Raw genomic sequence first — 19,600 nt, forward strand, 5'->3', positions numbered from 1 at the left:
TAATTACCAATGTCTATATTACACTCTACTATCTTAACTGTTTTTCCTGAAATGTTTCCTGGTACTTTAGGGCATTCTTTGGCTGGGCAAGCTCTGCAAAAAAATATTTGGTCGTATGACGTTATCAATATCCGTGATTTCGGTTTAACCAAGCATAAAAATGTTGATGATGAAGCTTATGGCGGCGGCGATGGGCTAATAATGCGTCCTGATGTGCTGGGTGATGCCATAGATCATGCCTTATCTTTAAATCCAGGAGCTAAAATTTATTACCCCTCACCTCGCGGTAAAGTCTTTACACAAGGCTTTGCTAAAAAGATGTTACAGGATACAAATATTATATTCTTGTGTGGACGTTACGAAGGGATTGACGAACGTGTAATTGAAGAGTATAATATAACCGAAATTAGTGTAGGCGACTACATTTTATCCGGCGGGGAAATACCCACTCTCACCATTCTTGATTGCTTAATTAGGCTACTGCCTGGGGTTTTAATGAACCAGAATACCCTTTCTTCTGAGTCTTTTGAGAAAGATGGAGAATTTGAGGGAGGGCTTGAATGCGGCTTATATACAAGACCTGAAGTTTGGCGTAACCGAAAAGTACCGAGTGTTTTATTATCCGGTAATCATAAATTGATTAATGAATGGAAAAAAGAACAGTCGCTTATGATTACAAAATTACGTCGTCCGGAATTATTAAAAGATTTAAGAGACAAGGAAAGGAGTTAACAAATGAATATTATTGATCGCTTTGAACAGGAAAACATTTCAAAGCTTATTGAAAATAAAAAAATTCCTGATTTTAAAGCTGGTGATACAGTTAAAGTTACCGTAAAAATAGTTGATAGATCAGTTGAGAAAGATGGTAAAGAAAAGCTGACTGAAAGATTCCAAGCTTATGAAGGTGTGGTTATTGCTAAAAGAAATCGTGGCATTACCTCTTCGTTTTTAGTGCGTAAAATTAGCCATGGTGAAGGTGTTGAGAGACGCTTCATGACTTATTCACCAGTAGTACATGCTATTGATGTAGTAAAATATGGTGTAGTTCGTCGTGCTAAACTTTACTATTTAAGAGAAAGAAGCGGTAAATCGGCAAGAATCAAAGAAAGACATATGCATATTGCTAAAAAGCCTAAAGCTAAAGTAGCTGAGGCTGTTTAATCTTAATAGTCATTCCTGCCTGAGGCTTTATTGATGACTTAGAGGTCATTCCCGCGAAGGCTTTGCCCGCGTGGATCATTTTCCCTTGTAATCCCGTGATTTATGAACTAGAGCTAGTTAAAAATACTAATAAAATTAGTATTTCTTATTATTTTCTGGATCTAGTTCCCAAGCAACTAGATGACACCGATCATGTTTTTCGATCTACGCAACAATGCTTTCCCGCGGAAGCGAGAATCCAGCATAAAGCTAGATACCTAAGCTTTTAATTTTAAAAACTTGCTGCTTTTATGTTTATTTTTCTGGATTCCCGCTTCTAGCTAAGAATGACATATAAGGTCACCTACCCCTGAATAAAATATAGCATTTTTTATTATTTTTTCTGGATTGCCAAGCTCTCTTCAACCGCATAACCCATGATGTGTTTTTTTAAATTGTACGGTACTAATTATTAATCAAGAATTTTGCAATAAAATTGCTTGATTACCTTTGTCTGTTCTTTGATGTTTTTGTTCTATTATTAGGGGTGTTAGACGGTTGCAAATTGCCAAGTCTATTGATAGCTTGGCTATGCTGTTGTACTTTTTTTGCTCCGGCAGCTGCTATTGATCTAGTAACTTTAGCAGTTTCTAAGAAGATTTGTTGTGGAGTTTGTAACTGATCAATTTGACTATAATGATTTTTAAGAAATTCTTTTTTTACCTTTTCATCAACACCCTTTAAATCAACATATGATTTATATAATTCTTTCAATTGTGCTTTAGATTCTGCCATTTGCTTATCAGAGGATTTTTTAGAAAGCGATTTGATAGAATCGGTAAAAATATTACCTATCTTTTTAAGAGTATTAATAGCGGGTGTTGTTATTTTCTTTATTCCATCATAAATTTTACTTAAAGTATTAGCGATAATGTCTAATAATTTTGGTTCTTGTTCTTTAGATATATCAGGTGTATTTGCTATTATATCTCTCATATCGTATAGTTTAGTAGTAAAATCCATTAAAGGTATTTTTGCTTCCTTTTCATTTATTTGTTTAACTGCTTTACTAGCCATTTTAGCTTGCGTATCTAAACTATCAGCAATAATTGATTTAGTCTGACGAAAAGTTAAATTTTTTGGTTTATTTATTACAGGCTTCTTAGGTCTGTCTTCTTTTAATCTTTTCAGCCTATCACCCAATTCTTGATTAGGTCTATCATTAAGCTCTTTACTTTTCTTCTCTAATTTAATTTCAGATTCTATTTGCTCTATTAACTTCTCTGCTTCACTGCTAGGCTTTTTGGATGGCACGTAAGGCTTATCTTGCAACTTAGCAAGTCTTGCTTCTAATTCTTCCAATGATGGAATATTATCTCTATCTTGTAATTTTCTTAATCTTGATTCTAGATCTGATATATCAAATGAAGCCATAAATTACCTAATAAATTTTAATGTCTCTGACATACTAGCATATTATATATAATGTAGTCAATTTCTATACATATAAAATTATTAGTAGAACTCAATATAATTTTTGGTATTAAGGGTATATGTCAGATTTTAATGATGATCAATGTTGCTACCAGCTATTTTAACACTACTATCTTCGATTGGGTTATTAGTTTTACCTAATAACTCAAAATTACTCCCCTCTAGACTATCCGCTATTCTTGCTAGTTTGAAGAAATTATTATTTACAAAATTATCTGCTCTTGTAATAAGTGTCATTGTCAAATAAAAAGGGACCACTAAATTACGTAAAAAAGGGACCACTTTATTTAAAATTTTTTATGTCATATTACCTCCAGATTTATAGTTATTAATACGATAACTTTTACCTGTGATGTTTAGTATATGTGCATGATGTACTACTCGATCAATAATTGCATGAGTTAATAACTCATCAGCAAATATTTCATTCCATCTTTCAAAATCCTTGTTTGTGGTGATAATGGTAGATTTATTTTCATATCGTTTAGCAATAATATTAAAAAAATCATCTACTGAATGTTTTGGTAATTGCTTAAAACCTAACTCATCAAGAATTAATAAGTCAAATGATAAGAGTAATTTAACTTTTTTGTGATAGCTATTATCTGCTCTTGCAATATGTAAATTATAAAGCATATCCGATACCGTAGTAAAATATACAGAGTATTCTCGTGTTAAAGCTTTTAATGCTAATCCAATAGCAAGATGAGTTTTGCCAGTTCCAGAATTACCTATGAATATGACATTGCCCTTAGTATTAATATAATCACAAGTAGATAAATCACTTATTACTTTGGTATCAATACTTGGTTGGAACTGAAAATCAAAGTCTTCTAAATTTTTAGTTACCGGTAATTTAGCAGCATTTTTACGACGACGGTAATTATTATCCTTACGGTGAGATTTTTCATCTTCACATAATAGTGAGAGAAATTCTTTAAATCCTAGTTTATTATTTTGAGCATAAATAATCCTTTCATTTAAGCTATTGACTATACCTGATAATCTAAAACTACGTAGGTCATTAAGCAAGTTCTGCATTCTGACCTCCAAACTCTGGCAATGGTAAGTTTACTGCATTACTATTTAAGATATTCTTAATTTTAGAGTAAGAACTTATACCGTAATGTAATGCTCTATGACAGGCTTTATCTATTAACTCATCATTGTAAACCTTACGTAAAGAAATAATACCTCTGGCACAACGTTGCCAATCATTTACTCGTGTTTGTTGTAATAACTCTAATAATAAACTGCAATTATTGCCTATCTGCTGCATTTGTTGTTGATAATGTTCGCTATATTCTATAAAACCTGGGCATAGACGTTTATATTTGGCATAATGAGACGGATTAGTGGTAAATATTCCTTTGCCATCTACTCTAACGTGCCTTGCTATTAAATCATTTTGTATAGAAAATATTTGAACAAGGTTTGGTGATAATTGTACCAATACTTCACTGTATATATATTTTGCTGGTACGGAATAATAATTATTATCTATGGTGATATGACAATCTTTTGCTACTTTTCGATTATGCCACGATGATAAATCAAACGTTTCTAATGGTAAGGGCATTAAATTATTACTTTCTTCTTGCTCAAATAGTTCCTGAGGAATTTTTTTAGTAGTACCATGTATTCGGTTATTTGCTTTATTTAACCAGTTTGCAAGATCGTGTATTAATTCTTCATATCTATGAAATTTACGTCCAGCAAAAAAATTATTTTTGACATACTTTATGCCTGATTCTACTTTGCCTTTTTCTTGAGGTTGATATATACGACAAGGAGAAAGTAAAATCCCATAATGATCAGCTAAACGTTTGTATTCCTTCTGATATACAGGCTCATAGAAATTGCTATCTACCACCCCAGCTTTAAGATTATCAAGTTTTATTACTTTTGGACTACCAGCAAAATAATTAAATGCATTGATATGACATTGTATCCATGTTTTACAACTTTGATCAAACACTACTTCATAATAATCAAGGCGACTATAGCTTAAACGCATATTAAACACATATGCTTTAACTCTACGCCCTTGGGCATTATACTGTAAGCCTATGTCACCAAAATCTACTTGTGCTTCCTCTCCTGCTAAAGTATGAAAACGAATGCAACTGTTATTCTGAATCTTATATTTTTTGATATAACGGGTTAGCGAACCATAACTTTTTGTATAACCTTGAATTTTTAACTCTTCAAAAATTCTTATGTAACTTAGATTCTTTTCTAATAACTCAATTATTTGTTCGTGCCAAGAATCCAGTGCTGAAGATCGTTCATAGGGTGCAGGATATTCTGTACCAGACTCTACGTAACGATTTATTATTTTTCTTACTGTTTTACGGTCTATCCTTGTTAGTTTGGCAATATTTCTTTGACTGTTGCCTTGCTTATAAAGGGTGATAATTGTTGTGTACATATTTATTCTTATCATTGTATCACTAGATATTTATTTTAATTAATTATCTAGTGAATATTGCACATTATAACCTTATTAGGTTACACCAAATTCTCTGGTCCCTTTTTCGTGCAATTTAGTGGTCCCCTTTACTTTAGCAATGACACATAGAAAGCTTTTATTACAAGAAAAAACATATCAAAATTACTTAAACATTGCTGATGATTATATGGAATTAGGAGAGTACGAAAAAGCTCTATCATACTATAATTACGCTAAATCTAAATACTCAAGTACTAATAATTATCCTCAAACAATTGATGCTACTTTAAAGATAATTATAGATAAGCATGCTACAGCACTCACAAAAAAACATCACATAATAAATTACATACTAAACCTTAAAAAAAACAAATGAAAGCTCTAGAACCATACGCAGAAAATGATTTAGCTCTTATGGGAGTAGAATATAATTCAGATGAAGATATTGTATAATCTTTAGTTAGCGTTATAATTTTAATATTATTTTTTACATATATTTAAAATTATAACTAATGAACAATTTACAACAACAAGCTTCTGATCCTGATTATTCCGTTTGGGTGTCGGCGTCTGCTGGTACTGGTAAAACCAAAATTCTAACTGATCGGTTTTTACGCCTATTAATCAAAGGAGTAAATTTTCAAAATATATTATGCCTTACTTTTACTAACGCAGCTAGCGTAGAAATGCAGCTAAGAATTAGTAACAAACTCAAAACTTTCTCTCTTTGTGATCCCAAACAACTAGAACAAGAGCTTTTCTTAATGAGTGGTCAAAAGCCGCTTGCTTTAGAGCTTGAAAATGCAAAAAATCTATATAGTAAATTGCTTGATAATAATGAACCTTTAAACATTTATACGATCCATGCTTTTTGCCAAAAAATCCTTAAAACTTTTCCCGTAGAAGCCGGCATAACACCCGAGTTTCAGATTCTTGAAGAGACTCAATTACAAGATATCTTTCTAAAAATACGAAATGAGATTTATTTAAGCGATGAACATAATGATTTAATTAAAACTTTACTAAATCGTTTTCATGAAATAACTTTGCAGGATATTTTCAGCGAGATTATTGACCAAAAAATTAAATTCAAAAAATTATTCACTTATAAAACTATTCCGGCAGAAATACACAATAAGAGATTAGCACTATCCGAGCTAAATAATATCTATGATAAGGTAAAAAATTTATTTGCAGATTATGATTTAGAAATAGAGCCGAAAGAGTTATTTTTTACCAAAGACGGAAAAAAACGTAAAAGCCTTTTATCGAAAGAGCTAACCCAAAAATATCCTAAATTACTGTTAGAGTTAGAGAAGCTAACATCTCAGATTTATAAATTAGATGAAGAATATCGCATAGAAGAGCTAGAATATCATACTAATTTACTTTGTAAACTTGCTTATATTTTGCTAGAGAAATATGAGAAATTTAAAGAAGAAAATAACTTGCTTGATTATGATGATTTAATTTATTATACCGAAAAATTATTTGAGAATAAAGCTATACATGAGTGGTTATCGCATAAGCTTGAAAGTGAGATTAATCACATACTTGTCGACGAGGCACAAGATACAAGCCGTAATCAGTGGAACATAATCACCACTCTAATAACCGAGTTTAATAGACCTGATAGTAGCATCTTTATAGTTGGTGATGATAAGCAATCTATTTATAGTTTTCAAGGTGCTGATCTTGCGAATTTTAATTTAGTGAATGAGAAATTACAAACGAATCTCGCTAAAGCAAATAAAAAATTTAAGAAAATTACACTTGAATATTCTTATAGATCATGCGGCGAAATTTTACAATTTACTCATCAGGTTTTTAAATATATAAAAGCTCATTACCCTACTCTTTTCCTATCCGATAATCCGGTAATTTCTGCATTTCGTACACATACCGGTTCTGTAACAGTTTGGTCTTTGGTAACAAGCGAAAAGCAGGAGGAACTTTTTTGGGCATTGCCACAAGATTATGCCAATGCTCTTTCATCAGCTGATTTACTTATAGAAAAAATTATTAGCTTCATAAAGGAAAAAATAGCCAGCAAAGAAATTCTACCAGCAACCGGTAATCCTATATCCGAAAAAGATTTTATGATTTTGGTAAGAAAGCGAGATGAATTTAGCAATAATCTTATAAAAGAGCTTAACAAAGCTAACCTTAAAGTCGAGGCAAGCGATAAAGTAAACCTTAAAGAGCATTTATCGATGATGGATTTAATTTCGGTAGCTAAATTCGTACTTTTACCTTACGACGATTTAAACCTTGCAGCCTTACTTAAATCACCGATTATCGGTATTAGCGAGCAACAATTATACGAACTTCTAATGAATAAAAATGATGAAAGTTTGTGGGAAAATCTGTCCTCATATACGGATATATATAATAAACTTACTTCTTTTATTGAACTTTATCAAAATTCTACTCTTGATAATTTCTTTATCTTAGTCGCGAATACTCTAAATTTACATATCGATGATATGGTAAATGAGCTGCTAACACTAAGCAGTAATTACGCAAATGATATGGATAATTCTCTGCAAGGTTTTGTAGCTTGGTTTGAGAATAACGATATTTGGATTAAGCGTGATATGGAGCATTCCGATAAAATAAGAGTGATGACCGTACACGGTTCTAAAGGCTTGGAAGCACCAATTGTTATATTATGCGACTCCACCACCCTACCTATCAGCAGTAGTAAATTTATTTGGCATGATAATGGGGGAATAGACCATTTGGAGAACGCAGCTAATAAAGAGGAATTTATAGGAAACACGGAACGCAGCACCGCAGCATATACTTTAGTACGTGAGGATGCGAGTACCGGATTGACGCATAAATTACCTTTAGAAGCAAGTTATACAAGTGGTCGAATGTTCTTTTCTGCTAATGCTGCTGACACTCCTGAATTTCTACAAAAAATGAAAGATGCAGAAAAGCTAAAAGATCTACAAGAATATATAAGGCTGCTCTACGTTGCAATGACTAGGGCTAAAGATCATTTAATTATATGTGGTTTTAGTAACAAATCAAATATCCCCGAAAACTGTTGGTATGAAATAACTAAAAATTTATTCAATTAGTAGTTGCTTTACTAAACATAATATGCTATAAGACGCACATACAACCTATAGCAGCATATTATGTGGGACTTTTTTGAAAATAAAGCAAGAATTAAGATAGATAAATTTAAGCAATTACCGCCACTACATAAAGCAGTTTTGGACGGTAATGTCTCAAATATAAGGATATATTTACATAAAAAATGCGATGTAAACGAACAAGACATCTATGGTAAAACAGCACTGCATTATGCTTATGAAAAAAGAAACCTAGATATAATAAAGATATTGCTAAAATGTCCAGGAATAAAAATATGTATAAAAAATAATGATGATTATACTCCAGTGGATTTAATTTGTTCAACTATAAGTTCATATATAACATCATCAGTAGAAAATAAAATAGATGAGGTAGACAAACTTGGTAAAACACCACATTGCGAGGATAGTTAATATTCTATAGAGGCAGTTGTTGCATAGTTTGATTTTTTCGTCATTACGAGGAGACATTGCCCGCGTGGATCGATTTTTCCCTTGTGTCATCTAGCTCACTTGTAGCGGGATTCAGCTTAAAATACTAAAATTACTAGTATTAAAAGTTGTTTTCTGGACCCCGTGGACAAGCCACGGGGTGACAGGGGGAAGTGATCTATGCAACAAAGCCCCACGTGGGCAATGCCAGCTAGGTATACAAGAATAGTTGAACACAGGCGAATCCCGAAATGTATAGTAAACTTAGTTAAATTTTATGACAGGCGTGAGGATAGAACCTATAACAATAGACGAGACAACGAATAATTTGCTACATGCGTTCAAATCATTTTACTACAACTTCCAAAGCTTGAAATATTAAAGGTACAAATACCCTACATATTATCTTATATAATTTCAATAAAAATTTTTTGATATAATATTTTTTTCGTGTATAATTTCCATTAATAGTAACTAAAATACTAATATTTTAAATTATAATTAATAATTATTTATCAAGGGGTGCTGAATATTATGTCTAATACAAAATCAAAAAACTTTTCTAAATTAATTTTAATTTGTGCTGCAACTACTATATTAACCGGTATAAATCTAGAAGCTCAAGCTATAGCAGAGGCGGATATTAAAAAAGCTCGTAAGCGTGTTATTAAAAAAGGTATGGACGTTGAAGCTTTTAATAATATGGCAGCAGTCGGTACTAATGCAGCATTAAAAGGAAGAAAAAATTTAAAACCTATTTTAAGAGATGAACAAGGAAAGATAATTGATGAAAAAGTAGTGGAGGCAAAGCTAAATGCTCGAAATGAAGCTGCAAAAGGTCAGAACGTATTAAGGTCTGCAGCTGAAAGAGAAGCAGAAAGAGCTGCAAGAAATATAATTATGAATACTATTAAAATAGGAGGATTTGTACCGCATGTAGCAATAAACCCAGAAATTACAGGAGCTAATGATAATTTTGATGGTATTCGCTTCTTTAAACCTATATTAAGAGAAGCTCCGAATGAAAATATAAGAAAAGAAATAGAAAGAACCTTAAATAAAGTAAAAGAAAATAATTCACCATTAACATTAGCTCGAAAAGTACAAATACTTGAAACAATAAAGGCAAATGACTGGCACTATAATAAAGATGATATAATCAATATCCCGGTAAACCCTAATAAAGTTCTTCCACCAGTTCAAGTAAAACCAATTAATGTTAATCCTACAATTGGATATAAAAGTAGCTTTACTGTAGGTGATAATTATAAAATAAAATATTTTCATGTAAGAGATAATATAATTAAAGAAATAGATGTTACTGATAAACTTATTGAAGCAGGAAGAACTTTTGAACTACAGGGGATTAGAGCATTTAGAGATAAGGACTTAACACTTGATCAACTTCGTGAAAAAGAAAAAGAAGTATTACTAAAAAATTTGAAAGAAGATATTAGAACAGAAGTAATAAATGGTGTCGATATAGTAAAAGCTGTTGAAAATATTCAAGTTCCACGTCACCAAGAACGTAACAATTATACTTTATATTATTATAACGCCAGTTTAGGATAAGGAGGTCTGAGGATAAGCAAGTAGTGTTAGAAATTTTTTAGATTTATTGAAATTAAAAGCATTTACGCAAGAAAGTATATGAACTAAGAAATTAATAGGGGAGCGATGTCTTGAATGTTCAAGGTTCATGCTGTTTTTTAGTACATTAAATACTGATTCAATTATTGATCTGCTTTTTAAGAGTATTTTATCTTCTATATCTAATAAATGATTTTTCATATCCTTGCGAATCCCAGTAAATAACCGTAGCCCACGACTAAATAATTTAGCGGACATTTCCTTAGAAATATAAGCCTTGTCTCCAAATAATTTACCCCATAATCCTTTGGTAATTGAGTCTACAGCAGATAAATCACTAGCATTACCCTTTGTTATTTTAATTGCCATAATCTGACCTTTATTATTAATTACAATATGTAATTTAAATCCCATAAACCATCCGTAACTACTCATACCTATTTTAGCAATGCCACTAAACACTTTATTATTATTTGTACGTTTTGCATGACATATCGATAATTTGGTTGAATCAACAAAATATATACCAGTCTCATCTCCTGTAAATAATTGTAACATTATAGTTAAAGGTAATACTAATCTTGGCCACAACTGGATTATCCGACTGTAACTAGGAAGACTAAAATATCCTCTATATTTACATGATAGATGATATAAATAATAATTCTTAAAATCTTTGCATGGAGATATATAAAAATATAATACTATAGTTATATAGTTCTGAAAGCCTTAAACTCCCTGATCTCCTACGCTTCCTAACGCTGGGTATTAATTTGCTTTCTTCCCATTCTTCGTAAACTTTACAATAATTATCTATTATACAAAATAGAGTTATGATACATCTTTTCATTGTTGAGTGCATATTTTTTTGATTCAAAATCTATGTAACTCAACACTCCTCTCTTGTAAATACCCTGCTTTATTATCTTTATTCCTTACACTCTTATCCTAAACTGGCGTTTATATGCTCCGTTAATCGATCATGACAAAACTAAATTCAGCAATCTTGTCCATGATGATTGTTATCAGGAACTAACGAAAATTATAGGTATGACACCTGAGGAGTATCTCAATTCACTTTAGGCTTAACACACCATAAAGCTACTAGTGATATCATGGTTATATAAATGGCAATCGATATACTGCTATTTGTGATATGCCAAAGCATTAAGGAGGTAGACGGGGTAAGCCGTCCGATTAGTGAAGAGCCGATGCTGCTGCCGATACCAACTAGCATATATTTATCGGCAGTTTTAAACAGATCATTTAGCCAGCAATTTAATGGGGCAAGAAAGCTAACTCCAGCTAATATAATAAATATACGAACAAAATTAACATACCATATTGATGAGTTGTTTAAAAACCACCATAGAGGAATTAAGCTTAAAATCATTAATATAAGAGTGCCTCTTAATATTTTAAGATAATGAAATTTTTTGGTTAGATTCCCGATTACCGGAATCATAATCATGTCAAAAATCAGAAATTCCGTATTAAACTTCATCATTGTTTCTAAAGAAATACCAGTAATTAGAGGAATAAAGCTATTCATAAAGACGAACGGCACTATGTAAGTCATATATGAAAAGCCTATGGCAAAGCTGATTCGTATGATATTTAGTTTATTATTCCATATTGTGAGTAGGTCATTTATTATGTCATTGCGATGAAAAATAGGCGTTACCCTAGTGTCATCCCGTGGCTTGTCCACGGGATCCAGTAAATTAGCATATGGTAATGCGGTAGCTGGTTTTCTGGATCCCGTGGACAAGCCACGGGATGACAAAGGTGAGGAACTCTTCCTTAAAAAATAACCGACAAGTGCAATAAGCCCGCCAAATATAAAGCATATCCGCCAGTAATCATTATAATCAGTATTTAAAACTATAGTACTGATAAAGGATGCAAAAATAATCCCAAACATGGTAGAGGTATTATAAAGATAAGAAGCTTTAAAGGCTTTTTTTTCTTCTTTATTCTCTAAAATAAATAACTTAGCAATAGCACATTCTCCTTCAGAATATATACCCTGCATAGTCCTAATTACGACTAATAATAGCGGTGCAAGCCATCCTATTTGGGCATGCGAGGGTATTAAGCCTATCAAAGCAGTGGTTAAAGCAACGCCAATTAAAGAGTGAGATAATGCAAAAACCCCTCCGTATTTTTTAGCAATTACTCCAAAAAAGTAAGAGCCTATAGGACGAGTAAATAGGGAAGTAGCAAGAACGCTATAAGTTAAAATTAACGCTACTATTTTATCGTGATTCGGGAAAAAAATGCCAGCAAGCAGCGGAGCAAGAAACCCATAAAGTGCAGTATCAAAATGGTCTAACGCATTACCGATTAATATTGAGATGTCTATTTTATTTAAGGAGTTTTTCATTTTGTAGGCATATTATATAATCTATAGCTAATAAGATACCATAGATGATAAACGACGAAGCTACCAACTACAGCAGAAATAGAAAATAGGAAATCACTGCCATTAACTGTGCCATACGGAACGCTAGAAGATAAAGCACCAGCATAAATACCTACACTGCACATAGAAAAGTATGAAAATAATGCCGTTCTAAATTCATACCCTTTAAATTTATCAATCAGTATTAAAATATTGCAGATAAAAATCGATCCTAAGCAACTTCCGATCAATATAACATATAATATATTTAAGTTTTTATTACCACCATGTAGCGATAATAAGATAAAGCATATTAGTAGGATTAAAGTTAATATAAAATTAGCTAAATATTTATTTGCTTTATTTATTAAATAACAAATAGGTATTATGGAAAAAAATATTCCTGTAAAAATATATTTTAATATTAGTGATAGATTAATTAATGCTAATTCTTTTTTTAACGCAAATGCTTCATAATACCAAAATATATCTAAGGTAACATAAGATACTACAAATCCCGTTAATATCTGTAACTCTACATTTTTTATCAAAGATGAAAACTTTGAATCTAATTTCAAAGTGTGAATAGTAGGGTTAGAATGTAGAAACTTAGTTAAAATATTAATACAGTATAATAAAGCACAAATTATTATGGTATTATTTGTTGGGTTAATGAATTGACTTGTTAAGTTTATTATTAAATTGCCGCATGCCCACAATAATATTATACAAGCTAAGAAAAAATATTTTTTCTCGCCGGAAGTTTCAATAATTTCTAGTACTGTTGAGGTGAAATATGCAAATATTCCTGCGTTGATTATAATAAAATTAATTTTAATGAAAGTAAAATCATCTAGCAAAACTAAGTTAATAGTACAAAGAATAAGTAATATTAAACTAGTAATAATAATTACTTTATTACTTAATTTATTGATTAGCTGGGTTAAAGCGAAAGCAGCAATTATTGAGCCTAGGAATTTAGTTTGATTGATATTATTTATCTCTTCTCCACCTAAACCTTTATTTATAAGTAAGAAAATTTTAGAAGTATAAAAATTTGTAGCATTAATACAAGAAAAAATAAATATTCCCAAAAGTGAAAATAAAATTGTCTTATAATCGTTTTTTAAAGTCATAAATTAAGTGTTTGCTAAACATACATACATGGTATATAACTCATAGTTAATAAGTTTACTGTATCAAGATACGATACAAAGGTTAAAACTATTTTAGATATACAGAGTTTAGTATAAATAGTTATTCTAAATAATTAAAGAGATTTGTAATTTCATTAAGATATTTATAGTTAATATTTTAGTATGATGAGCTTATATAGCATTAGATATATAAAATAAATATCTAATGTAGTTTTTATATATGATAAATAATTTAATGTAAGAAAAATAATAATATAATTCGCTACTTAATTTACCTATGGTTATGCACAGAATCCAAAGAAAGATAGGTATTTATTTAAATAGATTAATACAAGATATGCTTAAGGTGTTATATTAATTATTTATTCTTCGAGTTAGTGAGCGAGATTAATGAATAAAAAGATAATAATTGATGCTAATTTCTCAAATGAAACAAGAGTGGTTTTATTGGGACAAAGCAATAATATAGAAGATATTGAATTCCAAACAACAAGAAAACAACAAAATAAAGGTAATATTTATTTAGCAAAAGTAACAAGAATAGAGCCATCTTTACAAGCTGTGTTCATAGAATATGGTATGGATAAAAGCGGCTTTTTGCCTTTTAGCGAAATACATCCCAATTATTATAATTTACCTGCGTCAGAGAAAAATTTTCCAATTAATGCATTTCCTGAGATAGTACCGCCTAATATCATTCTTGATGATGAGGATGAGGTGCGGGCAGCTACTTCATATGACCCCTTAATCGATGGTGAAGAAATTGATCTAAAGGCTATAGAGGATTTAGTAGAGAGTAAATTTCAGTCAGAGCTTAATTTAGAAGCAGCAGATGATATTGAAATTATCCAAAGCGATAAGGAAGAAAATATTCCTCAATATAAGCAATATAAAGTACAAGACGTAATAAGAAAAAACCAAATATTATTAGTTCAGGTTACTAAGGAAGAAAGAGGAAATAAATGTGCAGCTTTCACTACTTATGTATCTTTAGCGGGTAAATATTGTGTCTTAATGCCTAATAAAGCAGCACAAAACGGTATATCTCGAAAAATATCAAATGGTGATGAAAGAAAAAGGCTTAAGAATATTTTAAATAAGGTAGTAAACGGCGATAAAAGCCCTTATAGCGTAATTATCAGGACAGCAGGTAGAGGTTGCAGTACTTTGGACCTGAAAAAAGATTATAGCTATTTATCAAGGTTATGGAATAAAATCCGTAAAAGTACTATTAAATTTTCAGCTCCTTGTTTTATTCATGAAGAAGATAGCATAATACGTAAAACTATACGTGATATGTGTGACCATAATGTTAAAGAGGTCATAATTCATGGGCAAGAAGCATATGAAGATGCGGCAAAATTTATGCAAGATTTGTTACCTTCAGAGATGACAAAACTTAAAGAGCATAAAAGTAAAACGCCTATATTTACTAAGTTTCAAGTAGAGGAACAGTTAATTAAACTATACCAGCCTGTGGTAACTTTACCTTCAGGAGGATATATTGTTATTAATCCAACTGAAGCTCTTATTTCTATAGATGTGAATTCCGGTAGATCAACTTCAGAAAAAAATATTGAAGAAACAGCCTTAAAAACTAATTTAGAAGCAGCAAAAGAAATAGCAAGACAAGTTAAGCTTAGAGATTTATCAGGTTTAATAGTCGTTGATTTCATTGATATGGATGAGACAAAAAATCGTAAAATTATCGAGAGATCTTTTAAAGAATTCTTAAGTCGTGATCGGGCACGTATACAAACCGGTAATATTAGCCAGTTTGGATTGCTTGAATTTTCAAGGCAGAGGTTACGTTCTTCTTTCCTAGAAACTAACTCCTCAATTTGTTCTCATTGTAATGGCAAAGGCGTTGTTAGAGCAGATGAGTCGAATGCTATGCTAATCTTGCGTACTATTGAAAATGAAATTTTCGAAGATAGAATTGATATAATAAATGTTTTTGCTAATGTTTCTTCGGTTATTTATCTACTTAACAATAAACGTAATGAGATAAAATTTATTGAAGAAAAATATAATATAAGGCTTAATTTTTATTCTGATCCTAACGCTACATCTGATAGCTATTCAATCGAGAAAGTAAAATTATTAAAGAAAAATAATAATAATCTCAATACTGGTAAGCCGGTGATTCAAAATCATAGTGCTGATTATACCGAAGAAGAGCCTAAAAAAGAGCAGCTGCGTAAGAATAAGCATAAATGGAAAACAGGCAATAATAACAATGTTGTTAGTGAAGAAAAGAAAAAAACGCCTGAAGTAAAAGAGGTAAAAGATCAGGTAGTAAGTGTTGTAAAGGAAGAAGTAGAGATTACGGATGATGGTGTAGTAGTAGAAGAGAAACCGCTACCAAAAAAGACAAAACGCAGATATCGTAATAAAAAATCGAATAAAAAACGTACTTCAGAAAATAAAGAGAATTCTGTTGCAGAAAATAGCGGGGGCGGTGAGGGGTAATATAGGTCATTGCGAGGAGATGTGTATCATCCTAAGGTAGTAAGCCTGTAGGGTATTGTTGCGTGGATCAGTTTTTCCGTCATTGCCACGCTCCTTACAGTCGCTCGCAATGACGATTTGGTATCCACGCAACAATGCCGCCACGGGGGGTGACACCGATCCTTAAATTGACACACATGTGCCTATGTAGGAATGACATAAGAAGTAGGTAACACCACCTTGGCTATAGAAAATAAATATTTCAATGAAAACCGAACTACCTGAACGCTCTTTACATATTAGGGGCAGGCTAAATTTTATAGTGCAACAAATTTTAGAACTTGCTCAAGATAAAATTGCTATGATTATCTTATATGGCTCTTTTGCTAGAGGTGATTGGGTACGTGATCTACCTAACGGCTATCATAGCGATACAGATATTTTGATTATTTTGAAAAAAGGTAAGTATAAAGGTCATGCTACTTTAAATTTAGAAGATAATATATATAAAAGATTAATAAAGACAGGAGTAATAAACCCTAAACAAATTATTCCGTATGATTCACGGATATCTATAATTCTTGAATCAATAGAAGAAATAAATAGACAGTTAGAAAAAGGACGTTATTTCTATACCGATCTTAAAAAAGAAGGCATTCTTTTGTATGATAGTGGAGAGTATGTTTTAAGTGAGGCTAAAGAGCTGCCTTGGAGCGAGATGAAAGAAATAGCTCAAGATGATTATGATTATTGGTTTGAAAAAGGATGCGGTTTTTTTATTGATTGTAAATACCCAATTGAGAGAAACCATCTCAATATAAGTGCTTTTTATCTTCATCAAGCTACCGAAAGTTTCTATAATGCTATTTTATTAGTTTTTTCTAATTATAAGCCGAAGTTACATGATTTAGAAAAACTAAGTAGTATGGCAGAAAATTATAGCAGTGAGTTATTGCAAGTTTTTCCTATTGCAACGCCTGAACAAAAAGAATGTTTCGAGTTGTTAAAAAAAGCTTATGTTGATGCAAGATATGATAAAAATTATAAGATTACGAAAGAACAACTGCTTTATCTTATTGAGCGAATAGAAAAATTAAAAGAAATTACTGAAAGGATTTGTATAGCAAGGATTAGTAGGTAGCGTGTCATCCCGTGGTGGCGTTGTTGCGTGGATACCAAATCGTCATTGCGAGCGAATGAAATGAGCGTGGCAATCCAGAAAAAATAATAAAAAATACTAATAATATTAGTATTTTTTAGCTGGATTGCTTCGTCAATTACTTCGTAATTTTCTCGCAATGACGGAAAAACCGATCTACGCAACAACGCCACCACGGGATAACATCGAACGCTATCTTTGATCGTGTAGCTTATGACGATTAATTATAAAAAAATCTCTATTGTTTTATGTTCTCAAATTTGTTTCTAGACTCTCACCTACGCAGGAATGACACTGAAAGAGTCACAAAATGGCTATTTACTTGTTGTATAATGGTCGTGGCGATGATTATTGTAGGCGGGATAACAAGGCTTACGGATTCCGGTTTGTCGATAGTTGAGTGGCGTCCGGTAACGGGTATTTTGCCCCCTTTTAGTTATGATACTTGGCAAGCTGAATTCGCTAAATATAAAGCATTTCCGGAATATAATGCAGTTAATTACGGGATGACTTTATCAGAGTTTAAATTCATCTATTTATTAGAGTTTGTGCATCGCTTGCTTGGTAGGGCTACAGGTTTGATATATGTATTACCTTTAATATATTTTTATTTTAAAGGGATCATAAAAAATCGTGATATATTATCCTATATAATTGTTTTGCTGTTATTCTGCATGCAAGGCTTTATGGGGTGGTATATGGTAAAAAGCGGTTTAGTTAACCACCCATCTGTTAGCCATTTTCGTCTAGCTTTTCATCTAATTATTGCCGTAATTATTTATCATTTGCTTTTTTACAAGCTATTCAAAAATTGTTGTGATATTTTACTAATTCCATCACAAATAAATTTAAAATTACCGCTAATATTTTCTGTTGCTGCTATTGCTATGATATACGTACAGATTTTTTTAGGTGCTTTAGTGGCAGGGCTTGATGCAGGGCTAGTATATAATAGCTTTCCATTGATGGGTGGCAATTTTATTCCTATAGAAATAAAAGATAATTTCATTAGCTTCAAAAATTGGTCTGATCCGGTTTTTGTCCAGTTTATACACCGTCTAGGTGCTTATAGTTTGTCTATAATCATCATAGCTTTGATTATTTCTTTGTTAAAAGTTAAAAATCCAAAATTAAATAAAGTAGCATTTTATTTGGCTATTGCTTTATTAATACAATTATCCACCGGCATAATTACTCTTTTATATTACGTTCCTATAATAGCAGCTTCTATGCATCAATTTTTTGCTATAGTGCTTTTATCTGTAGTAATTTGGTGCTATTCTCTAATAAAAAATTCTTAATGATCATCACTGTAAACAGCCCTATCGCCTCAAGGTTAGATAAATATTTAAGGCGTTTATATCCTCTTTTGACCCAAGGAGTGATAGAGAAAGCATTACGTCAAAAGCAAATAATCGTTAATTCTAAAAAAGCAGAAGCAAGTTTAAGAGTGGTGGAAGGTGATGAAATTTTTATTCATGATAAGTTTAATTTACCTATAGCTCAACCAACTAAACTAGTTTTTACTGATGCTGAAATTACATTAGCAAAGAAAATTACCACTGAATATTTAATATATGAGGATGATAATATAATAGCGATTAATAAACCTGCGGGTCTTGCAACGCAAGGCGGTAGTAAAATTAATTTATCGGTCGATTCTGCATTAAAATATTTAAACAGCCAAGGAGCTGATTTTAAGTTAGTACATAGACTCGATAAAGAAACAAGCGGTTTACTTTTAATTGCTAAAAATTATGTAAGTAGTGTAAAACTTCATGATGCTTTTAAAGAAAAATTGGTTGAAAAGACCTATCTCGCTGTAACCTATGGAAAACCAATTAAAGATCAAGGAGAGGTCAAAACTAACATAGAAAAAAGTAAGGGGAGTATACCTAAAATTACTGATATTTCAACGAATAATGGTAAACTTGCCATTACTTATTATAAATTACTTAAATCACTTACCAATAACTTGTTTTTGGTTGAATTTATTCCGATTACGGGTAGAATGCATCAATTAAGATTGCATGCTAAATTACTAGGTTGTCCAATATTTGGTGATAATAAATATGGCAATGACAAATTAATGCCGTATAGTAAATATATGTTTTTGCATGCTAGTAATATAGTATTGTCTAAAAAAGTTTTTGGCAAAGAAGTTAATTTAGAAGCAAAATTGCCTTCTTATTTTAATAAAGTTTAAGTTTT

At 31.4% G+C, this 19,600-nt stretch carries 17 protein-coding genes; 10 read left to right on the forward strand and 7 right to left on the reverse strand.

All coding sequences use genetic code 11. The annotated features are described in order from the left end of the window. The first annotated feature begins 9 nt into the window (after positions 1–9). Both trmD and rplS read left to right on the forward strand, forming a co-directional pair. Complete coding sequence (trmD, locus tag AAGD54_RS00095) at positions 10–732, forward strand: tRNA (guanosine(37)-N1)-methyltransferase TrmD (protein WP_341788433.1); 723 nt, start codon at positions 10–12, stop codon at positions 730–732. A gap of 3 nt (positions 733–735) precedes the next feature. Continuing rightward, positions 736–1,164: a 50S ribosomal protein L19 gene (gene rplS, locus AAGD54_RS00100; protein ID WP_011477875.1), complete on the forward strand. Its 429-nt coding sequence runs from the start codon at positions 736–738 to the stop codon at positions 1,162–1,164. A 483-nt stretch (positions 1,165–1,647) separates the two neighbouring features. Here rplS and AAGD54_RS00105 read toward each other — a convergent pair whose 3' ends face one another. The 4 genes from AAGD54_RS00105 to istA form a co-directional block, all read right to left on the reverse strand. Continuing rightward, positions 1,648–2,577, reverse strand: a complete 930-nt coding sequence (locus AAGD54_RS00105) for a hypothetical protein (RefSeq protein ID WP_341788432.1) — start codon at positions 2,575–2,577, stop codon at positions 1,648–1,650. A gap of 129 nt (positions 2,578–2,706) precedes the next feature. After that, positions 2,707–2,874 carry a hypothetical protein gene (locus AAGD54_RS00110; protein WP_341794689.1) on the reverse strand — a complete coding sequence of 56 codons (168 nt, stop codon included), beginning with the start codon at positions 2,872–2,874 and terminating at the stop codon, positions 2,707–2,709. A gap of 60 nt (positions 2,875–2,934) precedes the next feature. Beyond that, the gene (istB, locus tag AAGD54_RS00115) at positions 2,935–3,678 is read right to left on the reverse strand and encodes an IS21-like element helper ATPase IstB (RefSeq protein ID WP_341794290.1); all 744 of its coding nucleotides are present in this window, start codon (positions 3,676–3,678) and stop codon (positions 2,935–2,937) included. After that, complete coding sequence (istA, locus tag AAGD54_RS00120) at positions 3,662–5,068, reverse strand: IS21 family transposase (protein WP_341794291.1); 1,407 nt, start codon at positions 5,066–5,068, stop codon at positions 3,662–3,664. The genes istB and istA overlap by 17 nt, the downstream gene beginning before the upstream one ends. 118 nt (positions 5,069–5,186) lie before the next feature. Here istA and AAGD54_RS00125 point away from each other — a divergent pair, with 118 nt between their 5' ends. The 4 genes from AAGD54_RS00125 to AAGD54_RS00140 all read left to right on the forward strand — a co-directional run bounded on the left by AAGD54_RS00125 (position 5,187) and on the right by AAGD54_RS00140 (position 10,200). Further along, positions 5,187–5,465 carry a hypothetical protein gene (locus tag AAGD54_RS00125; RefSeq protein ID WP_341794690.1) on the forward strand — a complete coding sequence of 93 codons (279 nt, stop codon included), beginning with the start codon at positions 5,187–5,189 and terminating at the stop codon, positions 5,463–5,465. Between the two features lie 136 nt (positions 5,466–5,601). Next, the gene (locus AAGD54_RS00130; protein WP_341788886.1) at positions 5,602–8,178 is read left to right on the forward strand and encodes a UvrD-helicase domain-containing protein; all 2,577 of its coding nucleotides are present in this window, start codon (positions 5,602–5,604) and stop codon (positions 8,176–8,178) included. A gap of 60 nt (positions 8,179–8,238) precedes the next feature. Beyond that, the gene (locus AAGD54_RS00135) at positions 8,239–8,610 is read left to right on the forward strand and encodes an ankyrin repeat domain-containing protein (protein WP_341788885.1); all 372 of its coding nucleotides are present in this window, start codon (positions 8,239–8,241) and stop codon (positions 8,608–8,610) included. Between the two features lie 552 nt (positions 8,611–9,162). Next, positions 9,163–10,200 (forward strand): hypothetical protein, encoded by a 1,038-nt coding sequence (locus AAGD54_RS00140; protein ID WP_341794691.1) that lies wholly within the window; start codon positions 9,163–9,165, stop codon positions 10,198–10,200. Here the strand turns inward: AAGD54_RS00140 and AAGD54_RS00145 are convergent. The 3 genes from AAGD54_RS00145 to AAGD54_RS00155 form a co-directional block, all read right to left on the reverse strand. Continuing rightward, entirely contained in the window at positions 10,192–10,932 is a 741-nt protein-coding gene (locus AAGD54_RS00145) for an IS982 family transposase (protein ID WP_341795150.1), read from the reverse strand. The genes AAGD54_RS00140 and AAGD54_RS00145 overlap by 9 nt on opposite strands. Before the next feature lie 355 nt (positions 10,933–11,287). After that, entirely contained in the window at positions 11,288–12,604 is a 1,317-nt protein-coding gene (locus AAGD54_RS00150) for an MFS transporter (protein WP_341794692.1), read from the reverse strand. Further along, positions 12,601–13,758, reverse strand: coding sequence for a hypothetical protein (locus AAGD54_RS00155; RefSeq protein WP_341788804.1), 1,158 nt, complete (start codon positions 13,756–13,758; stop codon positions 12,601–12,603). The genes AAGD54_RS00150 and AAGD54_RS00155 overlap by 4 nt, the downstream gene beginning before the upstream one ends. A 411-nt stretch (positions 13,759–14,169) precedes the next feature. Here AAGD54_RS00155 and AAGD54_RS00160 point away from each other — a divergent pair, with 411 nt between their 5' ends. From AAGD54_RS00160 to AAGD54_RS00175, 4 genes are all read left to right on the forward strand, one after another. After that, positions 14,170–16,251 (forward strand): Rne/Rng family ribonuclease, encoded by a 2,082-nt coding sequence (locus tag AAGD54_RS00160; RefSeq protein WP_341794693.1) that lies wholly within the window; start codon positions 14,170–14,172, stop codon positions 16,249–16,251. Between the two features lie 244 nt (positions 16,252–16,495). Further along, a complete protein-coding gene (locus AAGD54_RS00165) occupies positions 16,496–17,371 on the forward strand; it encodes a HEPN domain-containing protein (RefSeq protein ID WP_341788806.1) in 876 nt (291 codons plus the stop codon). Positions 17,372–17,637: 266 nt separating this feature from the next. Continuing rightward, positions 17,638–18,690 carry a COX15/CtaA family protein gene (locus tag AAGD54_RS00170; protein ID WP_341794694.1) on the forward strand — a complete coding sequence of 351 codons (1,053 nt, stop codon included), beginning with the start codon at positions 17,638–17,640 and terminating at the stop codon, positions 18,688–18,690. Continuing rightward, positions 18,690–19,595, forward strand: coding sequence for an RluA family pseudouridine synthase (locus AAGD54_RS00175; RefSeq protein WP_341788808.1), 906 nt, complete (start codon positions 18,690–18,692; stop codon positions 19,593–19,595). Before AAGD54_RS00170 ends, AAGD54_RS00175 begins: the two co-directional genes overlap by 1 nt. Positions 19,596–19,600 lie beyond the last annotated feature (5 nt).

It is taken from the genome of Rickettsia endosymbiont of Rhinocyllus conicus, from assembly GCF_964026465.1.
GTDB lineage: Bacteria > Pseudomonadota > Alphaproteobacteria > Rickettsiales > Rickettsiaceae > Rickettsia.